Genomic DNA, 21030 nt, shown 5'->3' on the forward strand with positions numbered 1-21030 from the left:
TCACCGCATCTGGAGGCCTCATGGACAGCACAGGCTCATCCCGCACCACCGGCTCAGTGATCGTGGTCGGCGCGGGCCCGACCGGACTGCTGCTCGCGGGGGACCTCGCCGCCGCGGGCGTCCCCGTCACCCTCGTCGAGCGGCGCCCCCAAGAGATCAGCAACCTCTCCCGCGCCTTCGCCGTGCACGCCCGCACGCTGGAACAGCTCGACGCGCGGGGGCTCGCCGACGAGCTGGAGACGAAGGGCCAACAGCTGCAGCGGCTGCGCCTGTTCGGCAGCCTCGTCCTCGAACTGGCCGATCTGCCCTCGCGCTTCAACCACCTCCTCGTCGTCCCGCAGTACGAGGTCGAGAGGCTCCTGGAGCGGCGGGCCGTCGACGCCGGGGTCGCCTTCGCGTACGAGACCGAGGTGACGGGCCTGGCGCAGGACGCGGACGGCGTCACGCTCCACGTACGCACGCAGGGGGAGTCGAAGGACCTGCGCGCGGCGTACGTCGTCGGCACCGACGGAATGCGCAGCACCGTGCGCACGGCGGTGGGGCTTCCGTTCCCGGGCAAGTCCGTCATCCGCTCGGTCGTCCTCGCCGACGTCCGGCTCGGCGAGCAGCCCGACAACGTGCTCACCGTGAACACGGTCGGCGACGCCTTCGCCTTCATCGCGCCGTTCGGTGACGGCTACTACCGGGTGATCGCCTGGAACCGCGCGCACGACGTGTCGGACGACGCCCCGCTCGACCTCGACGAGATCAAGGAGACCGCCCGGCTCGCCCTCGGCCAGGACTACGGCATGCACGACGCCCGCTGGATGTCCCGCTTCCACAGCGACGAGCGGCAGGCGCCGAAGTACCGCGTGGGCCGGGTGCTGCTGGCCGGGGACGCCGCCCACGTGCACACCCCGGCGGGCGGCCAGGGCATGAACACGGGCCTTCAGGACGCGGCGAACCTCGGCTGGAAACTGGCGGCGGTGGTGGGCGGCCGGGCGACCGAAGAGCTCCTCGACACCTACGAGTCGGAGCGCCACCCCGTCGGTAAGGCGGTGCTGCGCAGCAGCGGCGGCCTGGTCCGCCTCGCGATGGCCAAGCGTCCCTGGACGCTCGCGGCCCGCTCGGTCCTCGCCACGGCCGTGACCCGCGCCCGCCCCGCCCGCACCCGCGCGGTCGGCCAGATCACCGGAATCGGCTTCCGCTACCCGGCCCCCAGGGGCTCCCACCCGCTCGTCGGCAGGCGCGTCCCCGACGTCGCGCTTCAGGGCGGGACCCGGCTCTACGAGGCCCTGCGCGCGGGCGAGTTCGTCCTGATCCTGCCCCAGGGGTCGCCGGACAAGATGGACGGCGTCCAGGTCGCCCACTGGGCGAGCGACCGGCGCACCGCGCTCCTGGTGCGGCCCGACGGATACGCGGCGTGGGCCCGCGACCCGGGTAAGGAAGGGGGAGCGGACGAGGGCGCGGATGAAGGAACCGATGGGGGAGTTAAGTCCACCGACGTCCCCGAGATGTTCGCCGGATACTCATTGCGGTAACGGCAAGTAGCCGAAGACGCGGTCGAGTTGGGGGAGACGGGACATGAAGCGGGTCGAGGCGGTCAGGCGGTGCAACCGGCTGTGGTGGCTGTCCATGGTGGCGATGCACTGGTCGACGATGGTGCACATCGCGGTGTGGACACCGATTCCGGGCATGCTGCCCTGGGCCGCGGCGGGCATGCGCCGCCTCGTGGACCGCGAGCGGGCCCTCGCGGCCGCGTGGTCGGGCATCGCCGTCGAGGCGACACCCGCGCCGACGGCCGGCGGCGAGAAGGAGAGCTTCGGGCCGCTCGCCCGCTACCGCTGGGTGTTCGGGGACGCCCAGCGGTTCCGCGAGTGGCGCTGGACCACGATGTACTCCTTCGTCGGCGGCCTCATCGCCTGCCTGCCCGGCGCGCTCGTCCTCTACGGACTGTGGGGCCTCTTCCTCGCCGTCTTCGGCTCCTACCTGGCGCGGGACGCCGGCTGGGACGGCCTCTGGTACATGTTCGTCCACGTCGAGAACATCCCGACGGGCCTGATGGCGGGTCTGCTCGGCCTCGGCGTCGGCAAGGTCGGCCTGTGGCTCGCGCCCGGCAGCGTCGACTGCCACGCCCGCTTCGTCCGCTCGACGCTCTCCCCGAGTGAGCAGGAGCTGATGGCGGCCCGCATCGCCCACCTGTCCGCGACCCGCACCGACGCCGTGGACACCTCCGCCGCCGAACTGCGCCGTATCGAGCGGGACCTGCACGACGGGGCGCAGGCCCGCCTCGTCGCGATGGGCATGACGCTGGACGCCGCCGAGCACCGCCTGAACGACGACCCGGAAGCCGTCAGGGCCCTCCTCGCGGAGGCCCGCGCCTCCTCGTCCGCCGCGCTCCAGGAGCTGCGCGACCTGGTCCGCGGCATCCACCCGCCGGTCCTCGCCGACCGTGGACTCGCCGACGCCGTACGGTCGTTGGCACTGCTCAGCCCGCTGGCCGCGGAGGTCACGGTCGACCTGCCCGCCCGCCTGGAGGCACCGGTCGAATCGGCGGTCTACTTCGCGGTCGCCGAGACCGTGACGAACGCGGCCAAGCACGCGGAGGCCGAGCGCCTGTGGATCGACATCACCTACGACGCGGGGACCGGGGCCCTGCGCGTCGGCGTCATCGACGACGGCCGCGGCGGCGCGGACCCGGACCGGGGCGGCGGCCTCGCCGGCATCGAGCGGCGGCTCGCCACCTTCGACGGCGTCCTCGCCGTCAACAGTCCGGCCGGTGGCCCGACCCAGATCTCGATGGAGGTGCCGTGCGCGTTGTTGTCGCCGAAGACCACTTCCTGCTGAGGGACGGTCTCGTGCGGCTCCTCGGCGCGTACGGGCACGAGGTCGTCGCCGCCGTGGACAACGGACCTGAGCTGCGCAAGGTCCTCGTCGCCGAGCGTCCCGACGTCGCGATCGTCGACGTACGGCTGCCGCCGGACTTCAGCGACGAGGGCCTGCGCGCGGCCCTCGAAGCCCGCGAACAGGTGCCGGGGCTCCCGGTGTTGCTGCTCTCGCAGTACGTGGAGCCCCTGTACGCACGGGAGTTGCTGGCGGACGGCGCGGGCGCGGTCGGATACGTACTCAAGGACCGGGTCACGAACGGCTCCGAGTTCCTGCGCACCATCCACCAGGTGGCGGGCGGCGGCACGGTGATGGACCCCGAGGTGGTGTCGAAGCTGCTCGCCCGCAAGGTCCGCGACCGGCGGCTCGGCTCCCTGACCGGCCGCGAGCGCGAGGTGCTCGCGCTGCTCGCGCAGGGCAGGTCCAACGCGGGGGTGGCCGAGTCCCTGGTCGTCACGGAGAAGGCCGTCACCAAGCACATCGGCAACATCTTCACCAAGCTCGGCCTGTATCCCGGCGAGAGCGACAACCGGCGGGTGCTGGCGGTGCTGGCGTACCTGGAGGGGTAGCTGGGAGGGGCCAGCTTTAAGGGGCCAGCTTTGAGGGGCATTCGTTCAGTAATTCTGAACGTACGCGGCGAAAAGTTTCGATGGACGTGATGGGTGGGGCGCTGCCACGGTAATGGGGCAACGGAACCCGATCGAGAGAGGCCCCGACCCTGATGGCAGTCCTGGACCGTACCCGTACACCGGTGGAACCGAGCGCGGCGGCGGGCCGCGCGGCCGGCGGGCTCGGCGTCGGCCTCGCGCTCGCCGCGCTCGCGACGGTCGTCTGGTCCGGCAGCTTCGTCACCGCGCGCGGGCTGCACGACAGCGTGCCGCCGATCCAGCACGCGTTCTGGCGCTGGGTGGTGGCGATCGTGGCGGTGGCGCCGTTCGGGGCGCGGGCGGCATGGCGTCAACGGGCGGTGCTGCGGCGGCACTTGGGGTTCGTGGCGCTGGCCTCGCTGCTCGGCATCGCGGTCTACAACACCCTCGTCAACCAGGCCGGCATGACGACCTCCGCCGGCAACATGGGCATGATCATGGCCGCGTCGCCGGTGCTCATGGCGGTGTACGAGCGGATCGGCGGGGCGCGGTTGGGGCCGCGCCGGGTGGCCGGAACGCTGATCGCCTGCGTGGGGGTCGTCCTCCTCGTCAGCAAGGGCTCCCTCACGCCCGACTTCGCACCCGGCGACCTGTGGGTGGTCGTGGCGGCCGTGTGCTTCGGCTCGTACAGCGCGCTGCTGCGCCGCAAGCCGCGCGAACTCGGCGGCGTGGCCTTCCTGTTCGCGACCTTCGTGCTCGGCGCGCTGATGCTGCTGCCCGTGTACGCGGCGAGCGTGGCGGTGCAGGGCGGCTTCGAGGTGCGGGCGGGCACGGCGCTGCCGCTGCTGTACGTGGGAGTGGTGTCGTCGGCGGTCGCCTTCTTCGCGTGGAACAAGGCGATCGCGATGGTGGGGGCGGCGCGAGCGGGGGTCGTGTACTACCTCCAGCCGGTGTGCGTGGCCGCGCTGTCGTACGTCGTCCTCGGGGAGTCGATGGGGTGGGCGCAGGTGGGGTGCATGGCGCTGATCCTGGGCGGGGTGGTGCTGGCGTCGGTCGCCTCGCCGCGGTTTGCCGAACCGGCAACAAGGCGGGGGGCCGGGCGGTCGTAGAGGCAGGATCGAAGGGTGACGTGGAGTTCCCCGGAGCTGGAGGAAACGATGCCCGACCTGCCTGTTCTGCCTGACCTGCCCGGCCTGCCCGAACCGATCCACCGCCTCGTGCCCTCACCGGCGGGCCGCACCCATCTCGTGGAGCAGGGGACGGGGCCGCTCGTCCTGCTCCTGCACGGGTTCCCCGAGTCCTGGTACTCGTGGCGGCGGCAGCTTCCGGCGCTCGCCGCCGCCGGATATCGGGCGGTCGCGATCGACGTACGTGGGTACGGGAGGTCGTCGCGGCCTGACGACATCGCCGCGTACCGGATGCTCGAACTCGTCGAGGACAACGTCGCCGTGGTCCGTGCCCTCGGCGAGGAGTCGGCGGTCGTGATCGGCCACGACTGGGGTGCGAACATCGCCGCCACCTCGGCGCTGGTCCGTCCGGAGGCCTTTCGGGCGGTGGGGCTGCTGAGCGTGCCGTACGCGCCGCGGGGTGGGCCGCGACCCAGTGAGGTGTTCGCGCATATGGGCGGCGGTGAGGAGGAGTTCTACGTCTCGTACTTCCAGGAGCCGGGGCGTGCGGAGGATGAGATCGAGCCGGATGTGCGGGGGTGGCTGGGCGGGATCTACGCCGCGCTCTCCGCGGACACGATGCCGGGGGCGGATGCACCTGACCCGCATTTCGTCGCGCGTGGTGGGCTGATGCGGGACCGGTTCCCCGGGGGTCGGCCCGAGTGGCTGAGCGATGACGAACTCGACGTGTACGCGGGGGAGTTCGAGCGTACGGGGATGGGGGGTGCGCTTGCCCGGTACCGGAACATGGACCGGGACTGGGAGGACCTGGAGGCGTACGACGGTGCGCCGATCGTGCAGCCGTCCTTGTTCATCGGTGGGGGAGGGGACGCCTCGACGACGTGGCTGGCGGAGGCGATTGCCGCGTACCCGAAGACGTTGCCGGGCCTCGCGGGGTCGCACGTTCTGCCCGGGGCGGGGCACTGGCTCCAGCAGGAACGTCCTGTGGAGGTCAACCGTCTGCTCGTGGACTGGCTGACCGCGCTCCGATAGCCACACCGCCCCCCGGCCACGGGGCTCCGCCCCGGCCCCCGCGGGCTCTCGTGCGAGAGGCGGGGCTTGATGGGCTCGGTGCCACGTGGCTTGCGGCCTGCCGTGGCCCAGGCCACGGGGCTCTGCCCCGGACCCCGCGCCTCAAACGCCGGCGGGGCTGGAAATGCCCACCCGCCGCAGGGGCTCGAATTGTCCCGCCCGCCCATGGGTAATCGCCCGGCTCCCGCCCATCTCCCACCCACCCGCCCCCTCCGGGGGCGTCGGCCCGACGGGGTGCCGCCCCGCCTTGGGTAACGCCCACCACGGCTCCCCACCCGCCGCGGTCGGCCGCACGCGCCTTGGGCAATCTGCCGCCTGGGGCGGCAGGGTGGGCAAGGCGGCACCCGGTGCAGGCTGCGCATACGGAGGGCGCCGGCCACGGCACCGTCCCAGAACCCCGGTGCCGCGCAACGAAGGAGCCCCGGTGGGCGGGCTACGGTCGGGGCGTGAGTGCGATGCGTATGGCCCAGGTGGGCGAGGTTATGGAGCGGCGGCAGGTAGCCGTTTATCTGGGGGCGCTGGCGGTCGGCGCCGTGGTCGGGCTCGTCGCGCCCAGCGGCGTTGGGCCCGGGCTGGAGCGTGCCATTAACCCCGTTCTCGCCGCGCTCCTCTACGTGACCTTCCTCCAGGTCCCCGCCGCAGAGCTGCTCCGGTCGCTGCGCGCCGGGCGCTTCCTGGCCGCCGCGCTCACGGTCAACTTCGTCGTCGTGCCGCTCGTCGTCGCCGCCATGTTCATGTTCCTCCCCGACGACCAGGCGGTACGCCTCGGCGTGCTCCTCGTGCTGCTCTGCCCCTGCGTCGACTACGTGATCGTCTTCAGCGGCCTCGCGGGCGGCGCGAGTCAACGGCTGCTCGCGGCGACGCCGTTGCTGCTGCTCGCGCAGATGGTGCTGCTGCCGGGGTATCTGTACCTGTTCATGGGCGCGGGGCTGAGTGACCTCGTCGAGGCGGGGCCGTTCGTCGAGGCGTTCCTCACGCTCATCGTCGTGCCGCTCGCCCTCGCCTGGCTCACCCAGGCGTGGGCCGCCCGCCGCCCGGCCGGGCGGCACTTCTCCGAAGCCGTGGGCATCACGATGGTGCCGCTCATGGCCGCCACGCTGCTGACGGTCGTCGCCTCCCAGATCCCCAAACTGGACGACAACCTCGGGGACGTGGCGCGCGTCGTGCCGTTCTACGTGCTGTTCCTGCTGGTGATGGCGTTCGCGGGCCGCGCCGTGGCCCGCCTCTACCGGCTCGACGTGCCCTCAGGGCGGGCGGTCGTGTTCACCGGCGCCACCCGCAACTCCCTCGTCGTCCTGCCCCTCGCCCTGTCCCTGCCGGACCCGCTGGCCGTCGCCGCGGTGGTCGTCGTCACCCAGACACTGGTCGAGGTCGTCGGCATGGTGGTCTACGTACGGGCCGTCCCGCGGCTGGTCGCCTGAGGCCTCAGTTCCATCAGCGGGAGCATGCGGCCCAGGACCGAGCCCGACGGGATCGCGCCCGCGTGCCGCGCGCCCATCGCCTCGTAGAACGGGACGGCGTTGGGGTCCGCCGCCCAGCTCACCCTCGTGAACCGGGCCTCGCGCGCCGTGTCCCGCACGTGCTCGAAGAGCAGCCGGCCCACCCCTAGGGCCTGTCGTTTGGATCAGGCCGGGCTCGCGGGGTCCGGCACGCACTCCCCCAAGCTCTTAAGGAGCAGGGGGGACCCCCTTCGGCGTTGTCGTCGGTCGACGACGCTCCGCGTCGCCTCCCTCCTCCGCCTTGCGATCGCACGCTTCCCCAAGCTCTCGGCTTCGCTCGAGCAGGGGAGGCCCCACTACCCCGCTCCCTGATCCGGCCTGATCCAAACGACAGGCCCGAGCCCCATCGCGTCGGGGTCCACGAACATCAGGCCCAGCTCGCCCACCGGCGGCGCCCCTTCGAGCGTCACCAGGCCGAGGAGCCGGCCGTCCGCGTCCTCGGCGACGGTCGTACGGCGGCGCGTGACCTCGGACGGGTGCAGCGTCAGCTCGTCCACGCACGCCGCCATGAACACCTCGTCGTAACCCCAGTGCGCCTTCGAGCGCAGCGCGAGGGCCGACAGCCGCTCCGCCTCGTCGGGGCGGGCCGGGCGAAGGCGTGCGGAGGGCGATGTGGGGGTCATGGGGTCAGCGTAGGACGCGGCCGCGAGCGGATACGTTGTGGCGTATGAGCAGCGAGAAGCGAGTGCCGGGGCCCGACCGGTGGGACGTGAAGAAGCTGGTGATCCTGCGCACCCTGCGGGAGTGCGGCACCGTCACCGCCACCGCGCAGACGCTGCTCATGACGCCGTCCGCCGTCTCGCAGCAGCTCACCAACCTCGCCAAGCAGCTCGGCGTGCCGCTCCTCGAGGCGCAGGGCCGGCGGGTGCGGCTGACCGACGCCGCGCAGCTCGTGCTGCGGCACGCGGAGGCCGTGTTCGCCCAACTGGAGCGCGCCGACGCCGAGTTGGCACAGTGGGTGCACGGGGAGACAGGGATGGTGCGGGTCGCCGCGTTCTCCACCGCCGTGCCCGCGCTCGTGGTGCCCGCCGTGCGGCAGCTGCGCTCCGCGCACCCAGGCATCACCGTCCGGGTGCGGGAGGCGGAGGCCGGGCAGGCGTACGAGCTGCTCGCCACCGGCGACGTGGACCTCGCCCTGTCGCTGGCCGCGCACGCGCCGACGCCCCGCGACCCCAAGTTCACGCGGGTGCCGCTGCTCGCCGACCCGCTGGACGTCGCGCTGCCGGTGGGCCATCCGCTGGCGGGCGAGCCGGGCCTGCGGCTCGCCGATCTCGCCGGTGAGCCGTGGATCTTCGGCGGGTCCGGGCCCTGGTCGGAGATCACGACGGCCGCGTGCGAGGCCGCCGGGTTCGTGCCGGAGCAGGCGCACAGCGCGGCCGGGTGGACCGCGATCCTCGCCATGGTCGAGGCCGGGATGGGGGTCGCGCTGGTGCCGCGGATGGCGGCGGCGCGGCGGGACGGCGTCGTGATGTGCCCGCTCGGCGCGGACCGTCCCGTACGGCATGTGGTGGCGGCCGTACGGAAGGGGTCGGAGGAGGGGACGGCGGTGCGCAGGGTCCTGGAAGCGCTGACCGTTCAGCAGAGCTGACACGCCGACCGTTCAGCAGAGCTGACACGCCGACCGTTCAGCAGAACTGAAAGGCCACCTCGAAAACTTTCGATGGACCTGTCGGCTCGTCGCGCGCGACAGTGGGCCCATGACCCAGACGACACCCGCCCAGGACCAGGACCCGCACGCCAACGACGCCGCCCCCTACGGAGGCGGCGACCCGTACGCCGACTACCGCACCTTCGGTGACGCCGACGCCTTCAGCGAGCTCGTCGACCTCGCCGACCGGCGGCTCGGCGGCGGTGTCATCGCCGCGAACGACGAGTTCTTCGCGATGCGCGAGAACCTGCTGCTGCGCGAGCGGGCCGTCTTCGACCCGGAGCACTTCGGGCACAAGGGCAAGGTCATGGACGGCTGGGAGACCCGCAGGCGGCGGGGGACCGCGGACTCCCCGTTCCCGGCTCCGGAGGACCACGACTGGGCCATCGTGCGGCTCGGCGCGCCCGGCGTCGTCCGCGGCGTGATCGTCGACACCGCCCACTTCCGCGGCAACTACCCGCAGAAGGTGAGCATCCAGGCCACGAACGTGCCCGGCGCCCCCGGCCCCGCGGAGCTGCTCGCCGACGACGTGAAGTGGGAGGAGATCGTCCCGAAGAGCCAGGTCAAGGGCCACGCGGCGAACGCCTTCACGATCACCAGCGAGCGCCGCTACACGCACATCCGCGTCTGCCAGCACCCCGACGGCGGCATCGCCCGCCTCCGCGTGCACGGCGAGGTCGTCCCCGACCCCGAGTGGCTCGACCTGCTCGGCACGTTCGACCTGGCGTCGGTGCTCAACGGCGGTTCCTACGAGGACGCGTCCGACAAGTTCTACTCCTCGCCGACGCAGATCATCCTGCCGGGCACCTCGCGCAAGATGGACGACGGCTGGGAGAACCGCCGCCGCCGCGTCCACGGCACCAACGACTGGGTCCGCTTCCGCCTCGCGGCGCAGGGCACCATCCGCGCCGTCGAGATCGACACCGCGTACCTGAAGGGCAACTCGGCGGGCTGGATAGCCCTGAGCGGCCGTGACGGCGAGACCGGCGAGTGGTTCGAGATCATCCCCCGCACCAAGCTGGAGCCCGACACCCTGCACCGCTTCCCGCTCCCGAAGGAGGCCGTGGCCACCCACGTACGCCTCGACGCGTTCCCCGACGGGGGCGTGGCCCGGATGCGCGTGCACGGGTCGCTGACGGAGACGGGCCGCCAGGCGCTGCGCGACCGCTTCACGCAGTAAAAGCCCCGTACGTGCGGGCAGTTGAAGCCCCCGTGCGTACGGGCAGCAACAGCCCCCGTACGTACGGGATTTCACCGCCCGAGGCGGCGCTCCCGGTCGAACCGGCGCAGCACACGCACGATGTGTGCCAGGCCGACGAGGCCGCCGAGCGCCACTGCGTGCGGAGTGACAGGCAGCGTCACCGCGACGGCGACCACCGTCACCGCACCGGCGATCAGCGCGCCGCTCACCAACGCGTAGACGATCTCCACCGTCATCGCGTCCTTCTCCGCCCGCGACTCCCGCCCGGCCCCCATGCGCCCAGTCTCACACGAGTGAGGGCACGGGGGCCGGGCTGCGGTGCTATACGTCCGCGTCCTGTGCCTTCAGCGCACGCTCGACGCCCGCCCGCGACTCCGACACCAGGCGGCGCAGCGCGGCGCTCGGGTCGGCGGACGACAGCCACTCGTCCGTCGCGGCCAGCGTCTCCTGCGAGACCTGGATCGACGGGTACAGGCCGATGGCGATCTGCTGCGCCATCTCGTGGGACCGGGAGTCCCAGACGGACTTCAGCGCCGCGAAGTACTTCTCCGTGTACGGCTCGAGGAGTTCGCGCTGGTCGGTCTGGACGAAGCCGCCGATCACCGCCTCCTGCACCGCGTTCGGCAGCTTGTCCGTCTCGACGACCGAGGCCCACGCCTCCGCCTTGGCCTCGGGGGTCGGCCGCGCCGCGCGGGCGCTGGCGGCGTGCCGCTCACCGGCGGCCGTCCTGTCCCGCTCGTACTCCGAGGCGATCTCCGCCTCGTCGTGGCGCCCGACCGCCGCGAGCCGCTGCACGAACGCCCAGCGCAGCTCGGTGTCGACGGCAAGGCCCTCGATCGTCTGGGAGCCGTCCAACAGGGCCTCAAGAAGGTCGAGTTGCTCCGGCGTGCGGGCGCTCGCCGCGAACGCGCGGGCCCACGCCAGCTGGTGGTCGCTGCCCGCGTCGGCGGTCCGCAGGTGGGTGAGCGCCGCCTCGGTCCAGCGGGTCAGCAGCGCGTCCCGGTGGGCGGGCGCCGCGTACAGGTCGACGGCGAGCTTCACCTGGCGGTGCAGCGACTGCACGACGCCGATGTCGGACTCCTTGCCGACCCCGCTGAGCACCAGGTCCAGGTACGCGCTCGTCGACAGCTCCGCGTCGCGCGTCATGTCCCAGGCGGACGCCCAGCACAGCGCGCGCGGCAGCGAGGCCTCGAAGTCGCCGAGGTGCTGCGTGACGAACGCGAGGGACTCCTCGTCGAGGCGGACCTTCGCGTACGACAGGTCGTCGTCGTTGAGCAGGATCACCGCGGGGCGGCGCTTGCCGACCAGCTGCGCCACCTGCGTCGACTCCGTTGCCGTGACGTCGAGTTCGACGCGCTCGCCGCGCAGCAGCTTGCCGGACTCGTCGTCGAGGTCGTAGAAGCCGATCGCGATGCGGTGCGGCCGCAGCGTCGCCTCGCCCTTGGCGCCCTCGGGCAACGCCGGGGCCTCCTGGCGGACGGCGAAGGAGGTGATGACGCCGTTCGCGTCGGTCTCGATCTCCGGGCGCAGGATGTTGATGCCGGCCGTCTCCAGCCACGCCTTCGACCAGGACTTCAGGTCACGCCCGCTGGTCTCCTCCAGCGCGCCGAGCAGATCGCTCAGCCGCGTGTTCCCGAACGCGTGGCGCTTGAAGTACGCCTGCACGCCCTGGAAGAACTCGTCCATGCCGACGTACGCGACGAGCTGCTTCAGGACGCTCGCGCCCTTCGCGTACGTGATGCCGTCGAAGTTGACGAGCACGTCGTCGAGGTCGCTGATGTCCGCCATGATCGGGTGCGTGGACGGCAGTTGGTCCTGCCGGTACGCCCACGTCTTCATCTGGTTGGCGAACGTCGTCCACGAGTGCGGCCACTTCGAGCCCGGCGCGTACGCCTGGCAGGCGGCCTCGGCGAACGTCGCGAACGACTCGTTCAGCCACAGGTCGTTCCACCACTCCATGGTGACCAGGTCGCCGAACCACATGTGGGCCAGCTCGTGCAGGATCGTCGCGGCCCGCACCTCGTACGCGGCGTCGGTCACCTTCGACCGGAACACGTACTGGTCGCGGATGGTGACGGCACCGGCGTTCTCCATGGCACCCGCGTTGAACTCGGGCACGAACAGCTGGTCGTACTTGGCGAACGGGTACGTGTAGTCGAACTTCTCCTGGAACCAGTCGAAGCCCTGTCGCGTCACCGCGAAGATCTCGTCCGAGTCGAGGAACTCGGCGAGCGAGGGCCGGCAGTAGATCGCCAGCGGCACGCTCTGCCCGGTCTCGGCGTTCTCGTACGAGGAGTGGACGCTGTGGTACGGGCCGACGATCAGCGCCGTGATGTAAGTCGAGATGCGCGGCGTCGGCTCGAAGGCCCAGACGTCGTCCTTCGGCTCGGGCGTCGGCGAGTTGGAGATCACGGTCCAACCGCTGGGCGCCTTCACGGTGAACTGGAAGGTGCCCTTGAGGTCCGGCTGCTCGAACGACGCGAACACGCGCCGGGCGTCCGGAACCTCGAACTGCGTATACAGGTAAGCCTGTTGGTCGACGGGATCGACGAACCGGTGCAGCCCCTCACCCGTGTTCGTGTACGCGCAGTCGGCGACGACCTTCAGCTCGTTCGGCCCCGCCTCCAGGCGCTTCAGCGCGATCCGGGCATCCCGGAACACGGCGGCCACATCCAACGACCGCCCATTGAGCAGCACCTCGTGCACGGCGTCGGCGACGAGATCGATGAACGTCTCGGCGCCCGCCTCCGCGCTGTCGAAGCGCACGGTGGTCACCGACCGGAACGTGCCGCCCTCTTGCGCGCCGGAGAGGTCGAGATCGATCTCGTACGAGTCAACGGTGAGCAGCTTCGCCCGCTGCTGCGCCTCTTCACGGGTCAGATTGGTGCCAGGCACGCGGTCATCTCCTATTAAGCGGTCTACGTTCTACGTTCTACGTTTGTGACGTTTCCGGTCATCCTTCCACGCGGGGTACGCGAAGGCGATGTCCGTTTCCCGCCGGTGAACACGGGCGCCCGGAGCGAGCCTGGAGCCATGACCAGGTACACCGCACTTCCCATCGACCCGACGGCACTCAAGGAACTCCGCGCCACCGACGACGCGGGCCGCGCCATGCGTCCCTTCACCGCGGCCGGTGACGCCTCGGTCGGCTCGCCGCTGCGCTGCTGCCTCCGCCCGGCCCGCGAGGGCGCACGTATCGCCCTCGTCTCGTACGCCCCGCTGCGCCGCTGGGCGGCACGGACGGGCGCGACCCCCGGCGCGTACGACGAGCAGGGCCCGGTCTTCGTGCACGCTGAGGACTGCGGCGGTTACGCACCGGAGGACCGCTACCCCTTCGCTCGACCCGGCGCGCGGCGCACCGTACGGCGCTACGACGTCCGCGGGCACATCGTCGGAGGCGCGCTTCTGGAGATCTCGGAGGAGACGACGGCCGGCTTCGACGCGGCCTTCGACGAGGCGTTCCGTGACCCGAGTGTGGTGCACGTGCACGTACGGGCGCTGGAGTACGGGTGTTACCACTTTGCGGTGCGGCGGCCCTGACCGGCCGCGTCCGTCCGAACCACCTGGCAGGCTCGCTGCCATGGAGATCAGCCTGGATCTGGATCTGCCCGAGGACGACATCGCGTTCATCGACGCGTACGTGGCGTCGAACGGGCTCGCGTCGCGGTCCGCCGCGCTCCGCGCCGCCGTCGAGCTGCTGCGGGCGCGCGTGGCACAGCCCGACGACGTACGCGAAGGGGGCGGTCACCTCGAACGGTGACCGCCCCCTTGGGCTGCGTGCAGCGGCCTACTTGGCCGACAGCTCCTTGGCCACCAGCTCCGCGATCTGCACCGCGTTCAGCGCGGCGCCCTTGCGGAGGTTGTCGTTGGAGATGAACAGCGCCAGGCCGTTCTCCAGCGTCTCGTCGTTGCGGATACGGCCCACGTACGACGGGTCCTTGCCGGCCGCCTGAAGCGGGGTCGGGATGTCGGAGAGCTCGACGCCGTCCGCCTTCGCGAGCAGCTCCGTGGCGCGCTCCGGGCTGATCGGACGGGCGAAGCGGGCGTTGACCTGGAGGGAGTGGCCGGAGAAGACCGGGACACGCACACAGGTGCCGGAGACCTTCAGCTCCGGGATCTCCAGGATCTTGCGGGACTCGTTGCGGAGCTTCTGCTCCTCGTCCGTCTCGTTCAGGCCGTCGTCGACGATCGCGCCGGCCATCGGCAGCACGTTGAAGGCGATGGGGCGCTTGTAGACGTTCGGCTCGGGGAAGTCGACGGCCTCGCCGTCGTGCGTCAGCTTGTCGGCCTCCGCGATGACCTTCTGCGCCTGGCCGTGCAGCTCGGCCACGCCCGCGAGGCCGGAACCGGACACCGCCTGGTACGTGGCGACGGTCAGGGCCTCGAGGCCCGCCTCGTCGTGCAGCGGACGCAGGACCGGCATCGCGGCCATCGTCGTGCAGTTCGGGTTCGCGATGATGCCCTTGGGGCGGTTCGCGATCGCGTGCGGGTTGACCTCGGAGACGACGAGCGGGACCTCGGGGTCCTTGCGCCAGGCCGAGGAGTTGTCGATCACGACGGGGCCCTGGGCGGCGACCTTCTCGGCGAGGGCCTTGGACGTGGCGCCACCTGCGGAGAACAGCACGATGTCGAGCCCGCTGTAGTCGGCCGTCGACGCGTCCTCGATCGTCACACCGTCCAGCACCTTGCCGGCGCTGCGGGCCGAGGCGAACAGGCGCAGCTCGTCGATCGGGAAGTCCCGCTCGACAAGGATCTTGCGCATGACCGTGCCGACCTGACCGGTGGCGCCGACGATTCCGACCTTCACAGGGTCCTCCGAGCTTTCGTGTTTCCGCGCAGCCGGCCATCCGGCCCGGCGGGTGTGTCCATGATGCGTCTGTCCAGGCCCGCCTTGTCCAATCCATTGTCCGTGGTCCGGGACGGTATGGCGCTGGCCACAGTTTCGCCTGAACGTTTCCGTCTTCTCCTGCGTCGTAGGGCGTACGCGGGGAGGGGAGGCGCAGTGCTGCGCAGAAAACCGAGGGGCCGGCCGGACGACCCCCTGGACGCCGCCGTCGAGGACCGGGTGCGGGCCGTGCTGTCGCTCGGCGGGGTGCCGTACGCGGATCTGCCGGACGGCGTGCAGCAGGTGCGCCTGAGGTTGCTGGAGCGGGCCGCGAAGGGGCAGGAGGCGCCCCGCGACGTCTCGGCCTGGGCGGCGGTCGTCGCCTCGAACCTCGCCATGGACTGGCACCGGGCGCGGGCCCGCCAGGCGCGGCTGGGGGAGCGGCTGGCGGCGCTGCGCCAGGAGGACGGAAGGGACGCGGCCGACACGCGCGTGCTGTCGATGGCGGTGGCACAGGGGCTCGACCAGCTGCCGGACGAGCAGCGGCAGGTGGTCGTGCTGCGGTTCTACGCGGATCTGCCGGTGCGGGACATCGCGGCGGAACTGGGTGTGCCCGAGGGCACGGTCAAGAGCCGCCTGCACACGGCGGTGCGGATGCTGCGGGTGCGGCTGCGCGAAGGGGAGGTGGTGTGACATGAACGACGACGCTGCGTCCGACGACCGGCTGCTGATGCTGGCCGTGACCGGGGAGCCACTGCCGGACAACGACCCCGCCGCGGCGGCGGCCGCGGCGGATGTCGCGCTGCTGCGGGAGCAGGTGCGGGGGTTGGGGGATGCGTTGGGGGCCCGCCGGGGGGCGGATCCGGTGGCGGAGTCTGTGCCGCCTGCGCCGGTACGCACGCGTCGGCGCCCGCTGCGGCTCGCCTTCGGGGGGCTCGTCGTGGCCTGCGCTGCCTCTCTCTTCGGCGGGATCGTGTGGCTGGGCGTGAACGCGCCGGGGGGCGGGGGCGACGACGCGGGCTCCGCGGACAGCAAGGCGGTGGCGCCCGACGGGGGCGGGAACGCGAAGTCCGGCTCCCGCGCCGCGATGCGGATCGCCTGCTCGCGGGTGCTGGCGGAGGGGCGGGTGGTCAGTGTCACGCCGCGGGCCGACGGTGACGTGCGGGTCGTCCTCGACGTCGAGCGCTACTACCGGCCTGAACGGTCACCACGGGACGAGCCCACGACGACCGTCACCCTCGACGGTTCGGCCCGCAGGGACCTCAAGCCCGGCACGTACACCCTGATCCGGGTCCCGGTTCACCCCGAGGACGGCCAGGACTGGAAGACGGGCCGGGGCATGGCCGACACCCGCAGGGACATCCTGCGGGCGCTGCCGGAGGCGCGGGGCCTGGACTGCGCCACATAAAGCAGCTTTTTCAGCCCCGCCGGTGTTTGAGGCGCGGGGCTTGGGGCGGCGCCCCATTTCAGCCCCGCCGGCGTTTGAGGCGCGGGGTCCGGGGCGGAGCCCCGAGGCCGTAACGCCGGAAGGGGCGGTCACCCGCAGGTGACCGCCCCCCAGATCTCGCTCAGCCGGAGGCTACGGCGTGACCTTCTCGATCTTTACGCTGCCCGCGCCGGCGACAACACCCCGCTCGTTCAGCAACTGCACCTGCCCGAAGAACTCGCGCCCCTCGGGCGCCGCAGCCGCCGCGACGACCTGCGCGGAGACGGAGGTCGACGCCCCGGTCGCCAGGGACACCGGCTTCGACTCGTCGACCTTCACCGTGCCCAACGAGGGCGCGAAGAAGACGTCGACGTAGTCGTACTCCGTCGAGCCGGACGGCACCGAGTACCCGTCGACCTGCACCGTGTACGTACCGGCGGCCGGCTTCGCGATGCTCACGGACTCCTCGGAGTCACCGTCGGCGGAGGACCCGACAACCGTGCCCGCCGCGTCGAGAACCGTGAGGTCGAGGTCGGCGGCCTGGTCCGAGACGTTGCCGATCGTGACGTCCAGCTTGTCGGCACCCTCGGGGACCTCCACGGTCGACGTCTGCGAGGCGCCGCCCGCGATCGTCGGCCGCGTCGTCTTCGAGGAACCGAGCGCGCCGCCCTTCAGCTTGCCGCCGCTGATGGCCGCGAACTTGTTCGCCACCTTCCACGAGACATCGGCGGGCGTGCCCACCTTCGCCTCGGGCAGCGTCTGCACCGCCGGGTCGAAGTCCGCGCCGAGCACGGCGACGTCCAGCGTGTACGGGTTGTCGAGCACCGGCGACGTACGCCGCGCCTCGACCTCGATCTCCCAGACGCCCGCCTGCGGCGCATCGTACGAACGCAGGTCGGGACGGCAGCCGTTGCCCGAACCGTCCCCGTAGTTCGGGTAGCAGTTCGGCGTCGACGTCGTGTCGACCGGAACGCCGTACGGGTGGATGGAAATGAAGCGCGTCTGGCTCTTGGCGGCGAGCCCGCCCATCCGCACCTCGAGCGACTTCGCGCCCTCCGGCACCGTCACGAAGTACGACTTCACGCCGTTGCGCTGCACCGAACCCTTCGCCTGGTACGTGTACTTGACCGGCGAGGAGACGATGGCCGTCGCCATGATCTGCTGGTCGACGCCCTCGGTCTTCGGGTCGTCGACGCGCAGGATCGCGCTGCGCAGCCCGGCCGACTTCGGCTTCGCCGCGACCTTCACGGTGACCGGCTTGTTCAGCGGCAGCGAGACGGTGCTCGACCCGACGATCGAGAAGGTGTCACCCGAGTTGTTCTTCAGCGACAGCCTGTGCGCCACCGGCTTCGACGAGCCCGACGTACGCGTGACGGTGACCTCGTACGTCTTCTTCTGCCCGGCCTTCAGGCCGCCCTCGCGGTCGTAGATGCCGGTGCCGAAGCCCGGCGTCTTGAGCTGGTCGTCGAGGGCGGTGTCGACGGGCGCCTTCACGGTGTACGTGTGGGCGCTCGCCTTGTCCTCAATGGAGTCCCAGGCATCGACGATGTCGATGAGGCCGGAGCCCTCCGCGTACGCCTGCTCGCCCGAGATGTGCTTCGCGGTCGAGGTGAGCGCGGTGCGCAGCTTCGCCGGGTTCAGCGACACCTTCTGCTGCTTGGCCGCCGAGATCAGCAGCGCGCTCGCGCCCGCCGCCTGCGGCGAGGCCATCGAGGTGCCCTGGAGCATCGAGTAGCCGGCGGGAAGCGAGTAGCCCGCCTCCGGGGTCGGCGAACCCGGCAGCCAGGTCTGGGTGGAGTTGATGGCGGCGCCGGGGGCCGTGATGAGCGGCGCGAAGCCGCCGTCCTCACGCGGGCCGCGCGAGGAGAACGGCATCATGGCGTATGACTTCTCGACCTTGGAGCCGTAGTTGGCGGCCCAGGTGTCCTTCGAGATGGACGCGCCGACGGACAGCACCTTGTCGGCGAGGCCCGGGTCGCCGATGGTGTTCGCGCCGGGGCCGGAGTTACCGGCCGAGATCACCAGCTGCACGCCGTAGTCGTCGATGAGGCGCGTGTAGAGCAGCGCGCGGGCGTTGGCCCCGTCGTTCAGCGCGGGGAGCCCGCCGATCGACATGTTGACGATGTCGACGCCGCGCTTCGTCACGAGGTCGATCATGCCCTCGGTGAGCGCGACGTTGGTGCAGCCGCCGGTCCAGGTGCAGGCCCGCGAGGAGACCAGCTTGGCGCCGGGCGCGGCACCGTTCATGTTCTTGTTGCCGAACAGGCCGTTGGCCGCGGTGATGCCCGCGACGTGCGTGCCGTGCTCGGACTCGATGACGCCGATGTTGACGAAGTCGGCCTTCTTGCCGACCCAGTCACCGCCGTACGGGTCCATGGGGACGTCCTTGCGGAACTCCACCACGAACGGCTGGCGCTCGACGACGTCGGTGGACGGGTTGTCCTTGCCGAAGTAGCCGACCTGGTGGCCGTCCTTGTACGGCTTCATCGGGGTGTCGTCGGTGAAGTCGCCGTTGTCGTTGAGGTCGACGGTCACCGTCCCCTTGGCGGCGTCGTACAGCACGCCCCACTTGTCGGTGGTGTCGCCGTCCCGGTTCGCGTCGCCCTTGGCGTCGCCGCCGGTCGTGGCGGACTCGGCGAAGGTGGAGATCCCGTACGATCCCGAAGCCGCCTTGTACGTACGGCCGTTGTACGTGAACGTAGGCCCGGTCACGTTGGTGACCATCGGCCGCCACGTCGCGTCGCCGTCCACGATCGGGTCGGTCGCGGTGACCCAGTCGACGATCTTGCGCTCGCCGGTCGTGGTCTTCTGCAGCGCCGGGTGGCCGAGGTCGACACCCGAGTCGAGGATGCCGATGGTGGTGCCGCGGCCGTCCGCCTTCGGGTGCTGCTTCACGAAGTCGACGGCGCCCGTCTCGAAGGACGGGTTGTACGGGTTCTTGGCGGGGGTGTCCTTGCCGGGCCCGCTGTACGAGCCGGTGGCCTTGGCCGCCGAGGCCTTGGCGGACTTGGCGGTGTCGGCGGACGGCGTCGGATCGTCGAGCGCGATCTCCTGGCGCAGATCGATGCCGCGCACGGAGCCGAGCTTCTCGGCGGACCTGATCGCGGAATCGGCGCGGCCCGTCGGCACGGTCGCCCGCACATAGCCGAGCTTGTCGTAGGTGCGGCCCACGGAGCCGCCCTTGACGGCGTCGAGCTGCTTCGCGACCTGCTCGGTCTGCCCGGGAGTGGTCGCGACCATCATGGTCACGTTCTTCGTGCCGTCGGCCTTGGCGTCGGCGAGCAGTTCGGCGTCGTGTGCGCCGAGCTTGTCGCTCGCGGACTTGGGGGCCTGGGTCGGGGCCGGGTCCGCGTCCGCGGCGAAGGCCATGGGTATCGGCCCGGTCGCGGTGAGCGCGGCCGCGAGTCCGGCGGCCGCCGCGAGCCGGGCCGCGCGTCTCGCGCCGGATATGGGAGCGCGTTGGGGATCGGTGGTCATCTGCATCCCTGTACGTAAATGGAGAAAGGAATCCGGATTTCGGTGCCGGATGACCGCTCAGCTTTACGCAAGTGACCACAGTTTGGGGAGAGTTGCCCGGGCCGGGAACTCGCCATGGCGTACTTCCGCCATGCGCCATCACGCCCAAACCGTGACGGGACCGGCAAGGCGCGTAACACCTGCACCAGGGGGCGGATGCCTCTAGCGTCGGGGGATGAACAAAGAGCTGAGGGTGGCGGCCTACGCCGTGTGCGTCAGAGAGGGGCAGGTGTTGCTCGCCCGCTGGATCGCGGGGGACGGAAGCAAACGGTGGACGCTTCCGGGCGGGGGGATGGACCACGGTGAGGACCCCTACGACACGGTGATCCGCGAGGTCGACGAGGAGACCGGCTATGTCGTCGACCCGGTCGTCCTGCTCGGCGTCCACTCCGTGCTGCGACGCTACCCCCGCAAGCTCGGCAAGATGGCGGACTTCCACGGTCTGCGTCTCGTCTACGAAGGGGTGATCACGGGCGGTGCCCTGCGCCACGAGCAGAACGGTTCCACGGACATGGCGGCCTGGCACGACCTCGCCGCGGTCCAGGACCTCCCGCGGGTGGAACTGGTGGACGTGGGCATGGACTTGTGGCGTGACCGGCCGGGGGATGGCCACATCCACCCGTGACGGCTCCCCGTCTCCCGGCCATGGGGCGCTGCCCCGGCCACATCCGCCCATGACGGCCCACCGGTCCCCGGCCACATCCGCTCGTGACGGCCCGCCGGTCCCCGGCCACATCCGCTCGTGACGGCCCGCCGGTCCCCGGCCACATCCGCTCGTGACGGCCCGCCGGTCCCCGGCCACGGGGCTCTGCCCCGGTCCCCGCGCCTCAATCGCCGGCGGGGCTGAAGAGAACGGGGCTCCGCCCCGGACCCTGCGAGTCTCGTCCCGGAGCGGGGCTTGAGTTGTCTCGCCCACTCGCAGGCATTGGCCCGGCTCCCGCCCATCTCCCACCGCCCGCCCCCTCCGGGGGCTTCGGCCCGACGGGGTGCGCCACCGCCTTGGGCGATCCGACGGCAGCCACGGCTGCCCTCCCATGGCGGCCGGCCGTCGCCGTCTTGGGCAATCTGCCGCCTGGGGCGGCAGGGTGGGCAAGGCGGCACCCCGATGCCGCGCACCCATGACGCGGGGCCCGACCCCGGAACGGCCAGCACCGCACACCGGCCCCGGCGAACTCCCGCCCCGGGCCGAAGCGCCCCCGACCACCGGCCGAAGCCCCCGGAGGGGGCGGGAGGGCGGGAGGTAACCGGGCACCGGCGCAGCCGGA

Annotated in this window: 19 protein-coding genes; 13 read left to right on the forward strand and 6 right to left on the reverse strand. The window is 71.6% G+C overall.

Going from position 1 to position 21030, the window contains the following annotated elements; genetic code table 11:
• The first annotated feature begins 20 nt into the window (after positions 1–20).
• From OG746_RS27790 to OG746_RS27815, 6 genes are all read left to right on the forward strand, one after another.
• A complete protein-coding gene (locus OG746_RS27790; protein WP_266719581.1) occupies positions 21–1520 on the forward strand; it encodes an FAD-dependent monooxygenase in 1500 nt (499 codons plus the stop codon).
• Between the two features lie 43 nt (positions 1521–1563).
• The gene (locus OG746_RS27795) at positions 1564–2826 is read left to right on the forward strand and encodes a sensor histidine kinase (RefSeq protein WP_266719583.1); all 1263 of its coding nucleotides are present in this window, start codon (positions 1564–1566) and stop codon (positions 2824–2826) included.
• On the forward strand, positions 2790–3434 hold the full coding sequence (locus tag OG746_RS27800) for a response regulator (RefSeq protein WP_266719584.1): 645 nt from the start codon (positions 2790–2792) through the stop codon (positions 3432–3434). The genes OG746_RS27795 and OG746_RS27800 overlap by 37 nt, the downstream gene beginning before the upstream one ends.
• 152 nt (positions 3435–3586) lie before the next feature.
• Entirely contained in the window at positions 3587–4561 is a 975-nt protein-coding gene (locus OG746_RS27805; RefSeq protein ID WP_266719586.1) for a DMT family transporter, read from the forward strand.
• A gap of 48 nt (positions 4562–4609) precedes the next feature.
• A complete protein-coding gene (locus OG746_RS27810; protein ID WP_266725473.1) occupies positions 4610–5611 on the forward strand; it encodes an alpha/beta hydrolase in 1002 nt (333 codons plus the stop codon).
• A 494-nt stretch (positions 5612–6105) separates the two neighbouring features.
• Positions 6106–7071: an arsenic resistance protein gene (locus OG746_RS27815; RefSeq protein ID WP_266725475.1), complete on the forward strand. Its 966-nt coding sequence runs from the start codon at positions 6106–6108 to the stop codon at positions 7069–7071.
• Here the strand turns inward: OG746_RS27815 and OG746_RS27820 are convergent.
• Both OG746_RS27820 and OG746_RS27825 read right to left on the reverse strand, forming a co-directional pair.
• Positions 7038–7253, reverse strand: coding sequence for a GNAT family N-acetyltransferase (locus OG746_RS27820; protein WP_266719588.1), 216 nt, complete (start codon positions 7251–7253; stop codon positions 7038–7040). The genes OG746_RS27815 and OG746_RS27820 overlap by 34 nt on opposite strands.
• Before the next feature lie 192 nt (positions 7254–7445).
• On the reverse strand, positions 7446–7772 hold the full coding sequence (locus OG746_RS27825) for a GNAT family N-acetyltransferase (protein ID WP_524540481.1): 327 nt from the start codon (positions 7770–7772) through the stop codon (positions 7446–7448).
• A gap of 44 nt (positions 7773–7816) precedes the next feature.
• Here OG746_RS27825 and OG746_RS27830 point away from each other — a divergent pair, with 44 nt between their 5' ends.
• Together OG746_RS27830 and alc are read left to right on the forward strand one after the other, a co-directional pair.
• Positions 7817–8737, forward strand: coding sequence for a LysR family transcriptional regulator (locus tag OG746_RS27830; protein WP_266719590.1), 921 nt, complete (start codon positions 7817–7819; stop codon positions 8735–8737).
• 109 nt (positions 8738–8846) lie between these two features.
• Entirely contained in the window at positions 8847–9977 is a 1131-nt protein-coding gene (alc, locus tag OG746_RS27835) for an allantoicase (protein WP_266719592.1), read from the forward strand.
• A gap of 71 nt (positions 9978–10048) precedes the next feature.
• Here alc and OG746_RS27840 read toward each other — a convergent pair whose 3' ends face one another.
• Both OG746_RS27840 and pepN read right to left on the reverse strand, forming a co-directional pair.
• A complete protein-coding gene (locus OG746_RS27840; protein ID WP_266719594.1) occupies positions 10049–10273 on the reverse strand; it encodes a DUF6332 family protein in 225 nt (74 codons plus the stop codon).
• Between the two features lie 46 nt (positions 10274–10319).
• Positions 10320–12893: an aminopeptidase N gene (gene pepN / locus OG746_RS27845; protein WP_266719596.1), complete on the reverse strand. Its 2574-nt coding sequence runs from the start codon at positions 12891–12893 to the stop codon at positions 10320–10322.
• Positions 12894–13031: 138 nt separating this feature from the next.
• Here pepN and OG746_RS27850 point away from each other — a divergent pair, with 138 nt between their 5' ends.
• Together OG746_RS27850 and OG746_RS27855 are read left to right on the forward strand one after the other, a co-directional pair.
• The gene (locus tag OG746_RS27850) at positions 13032–13538 is read left to right on the forward strand and encodes a DUF1203 domain-containing protein (RefSeq protein ID WP_266719598.1); all 507 of its coding nucleotides are present in this window, start codon (positions 13032–13034) and stop codon (positions 13536–13538) included.
• Positions 13539–13578: 40 nt separating this feature from the next.
• Complete coding sequence (locus tag OG746_RS27855) at positions 13579–13758, forward strand: hypothetical protein (protein ID WP_266719600.1); 180 nt, start codon at positions 13579–13581, stop codon at positions 13756–13758.
• A gap of 27 nt (positions 13759–13785) precedes the next feature.
• Here OG746_RS27855 and OG746_RS27860 read toward each other — a convergent pair whose 3' ends face one another.
• Positions 13786–14805: an aspartate-semialdehyde dehydrogenase gene (locus tag OG746_RS27860; protein WP_266719602.1), complete on the reverse strand. Its 1020-nt coding sequence runs from the start codon at positions 14803–14805 to the stop codon at positions 13786–13788.
• Between the two features lie 117 nt (positions 14806–14922).
• Here OG746_RS27860 and OG746_RS27865 point away from each other — a divergent pair, with 117 nt between their 5' ends.
• Both OG746_RS27865 and OG746_RS27870 read left to right on the forward strand, forming a co-directional pair.
• Complete coding sequence (locus OG746_RS27865; protein WP_443063087.1) at positions 14923–15516, forward strand: sigma-70 family RNA polymerase sigma factor; 594 nt, start codon at positions 14923–14925, stop codon at positions 15514–15516.
• Between the two features lies 1 nt (position 15517).
• Entirely contained in the window at positions 15518–16231 is a 714-nt protein-coding gene (locus OG746_RS27870) for a hypothetical protein (RefSeq protein ID WP_266719606.1), read from the forward strand.
• A 171-nt stretch (positions 16232–16402) separates the two neighbouring features.
• Here the strand turns inward: OG746_RS27870 and OG746_RS27875 are convergent, their stop codons facing one another.
• Entirely contained in the window at positions 16403–19726 is a 3324-nt protein-coding gene (locus OG746_RS27875; RefSeq protein WP_266719608.1) for a S8 family serine peptidase, read from the reverse strand.
• Between the two features lie 214 nt (positions 19727–19940).
• On the opposite strand from OG746_RS27875, the gene OG746_RS27880 reads away from it, so the two are divergent.
• The gene (locus OG746_RS27880) at positions 19941–20390 is read left to right on the forward strand and encodes an NUDIX hydrolase (RefSeq protein ID WP_266719609.1); all 450 of its coding nucleotides are present in this window, start codon (positions 19941–19943) and stop codon (positions 20388–20390) included.
• Positions 20391–21030: the final 640 nt, after the last annotated feature.

Source organism: Streptomyces sp. NBC_01016, from assembly GCF_026341035.1.
Lineage (GTDB): Bacteria > Actinomycetota > Actinomycetes > Streptomycetales > Streptomycetaceae > Streptomyces.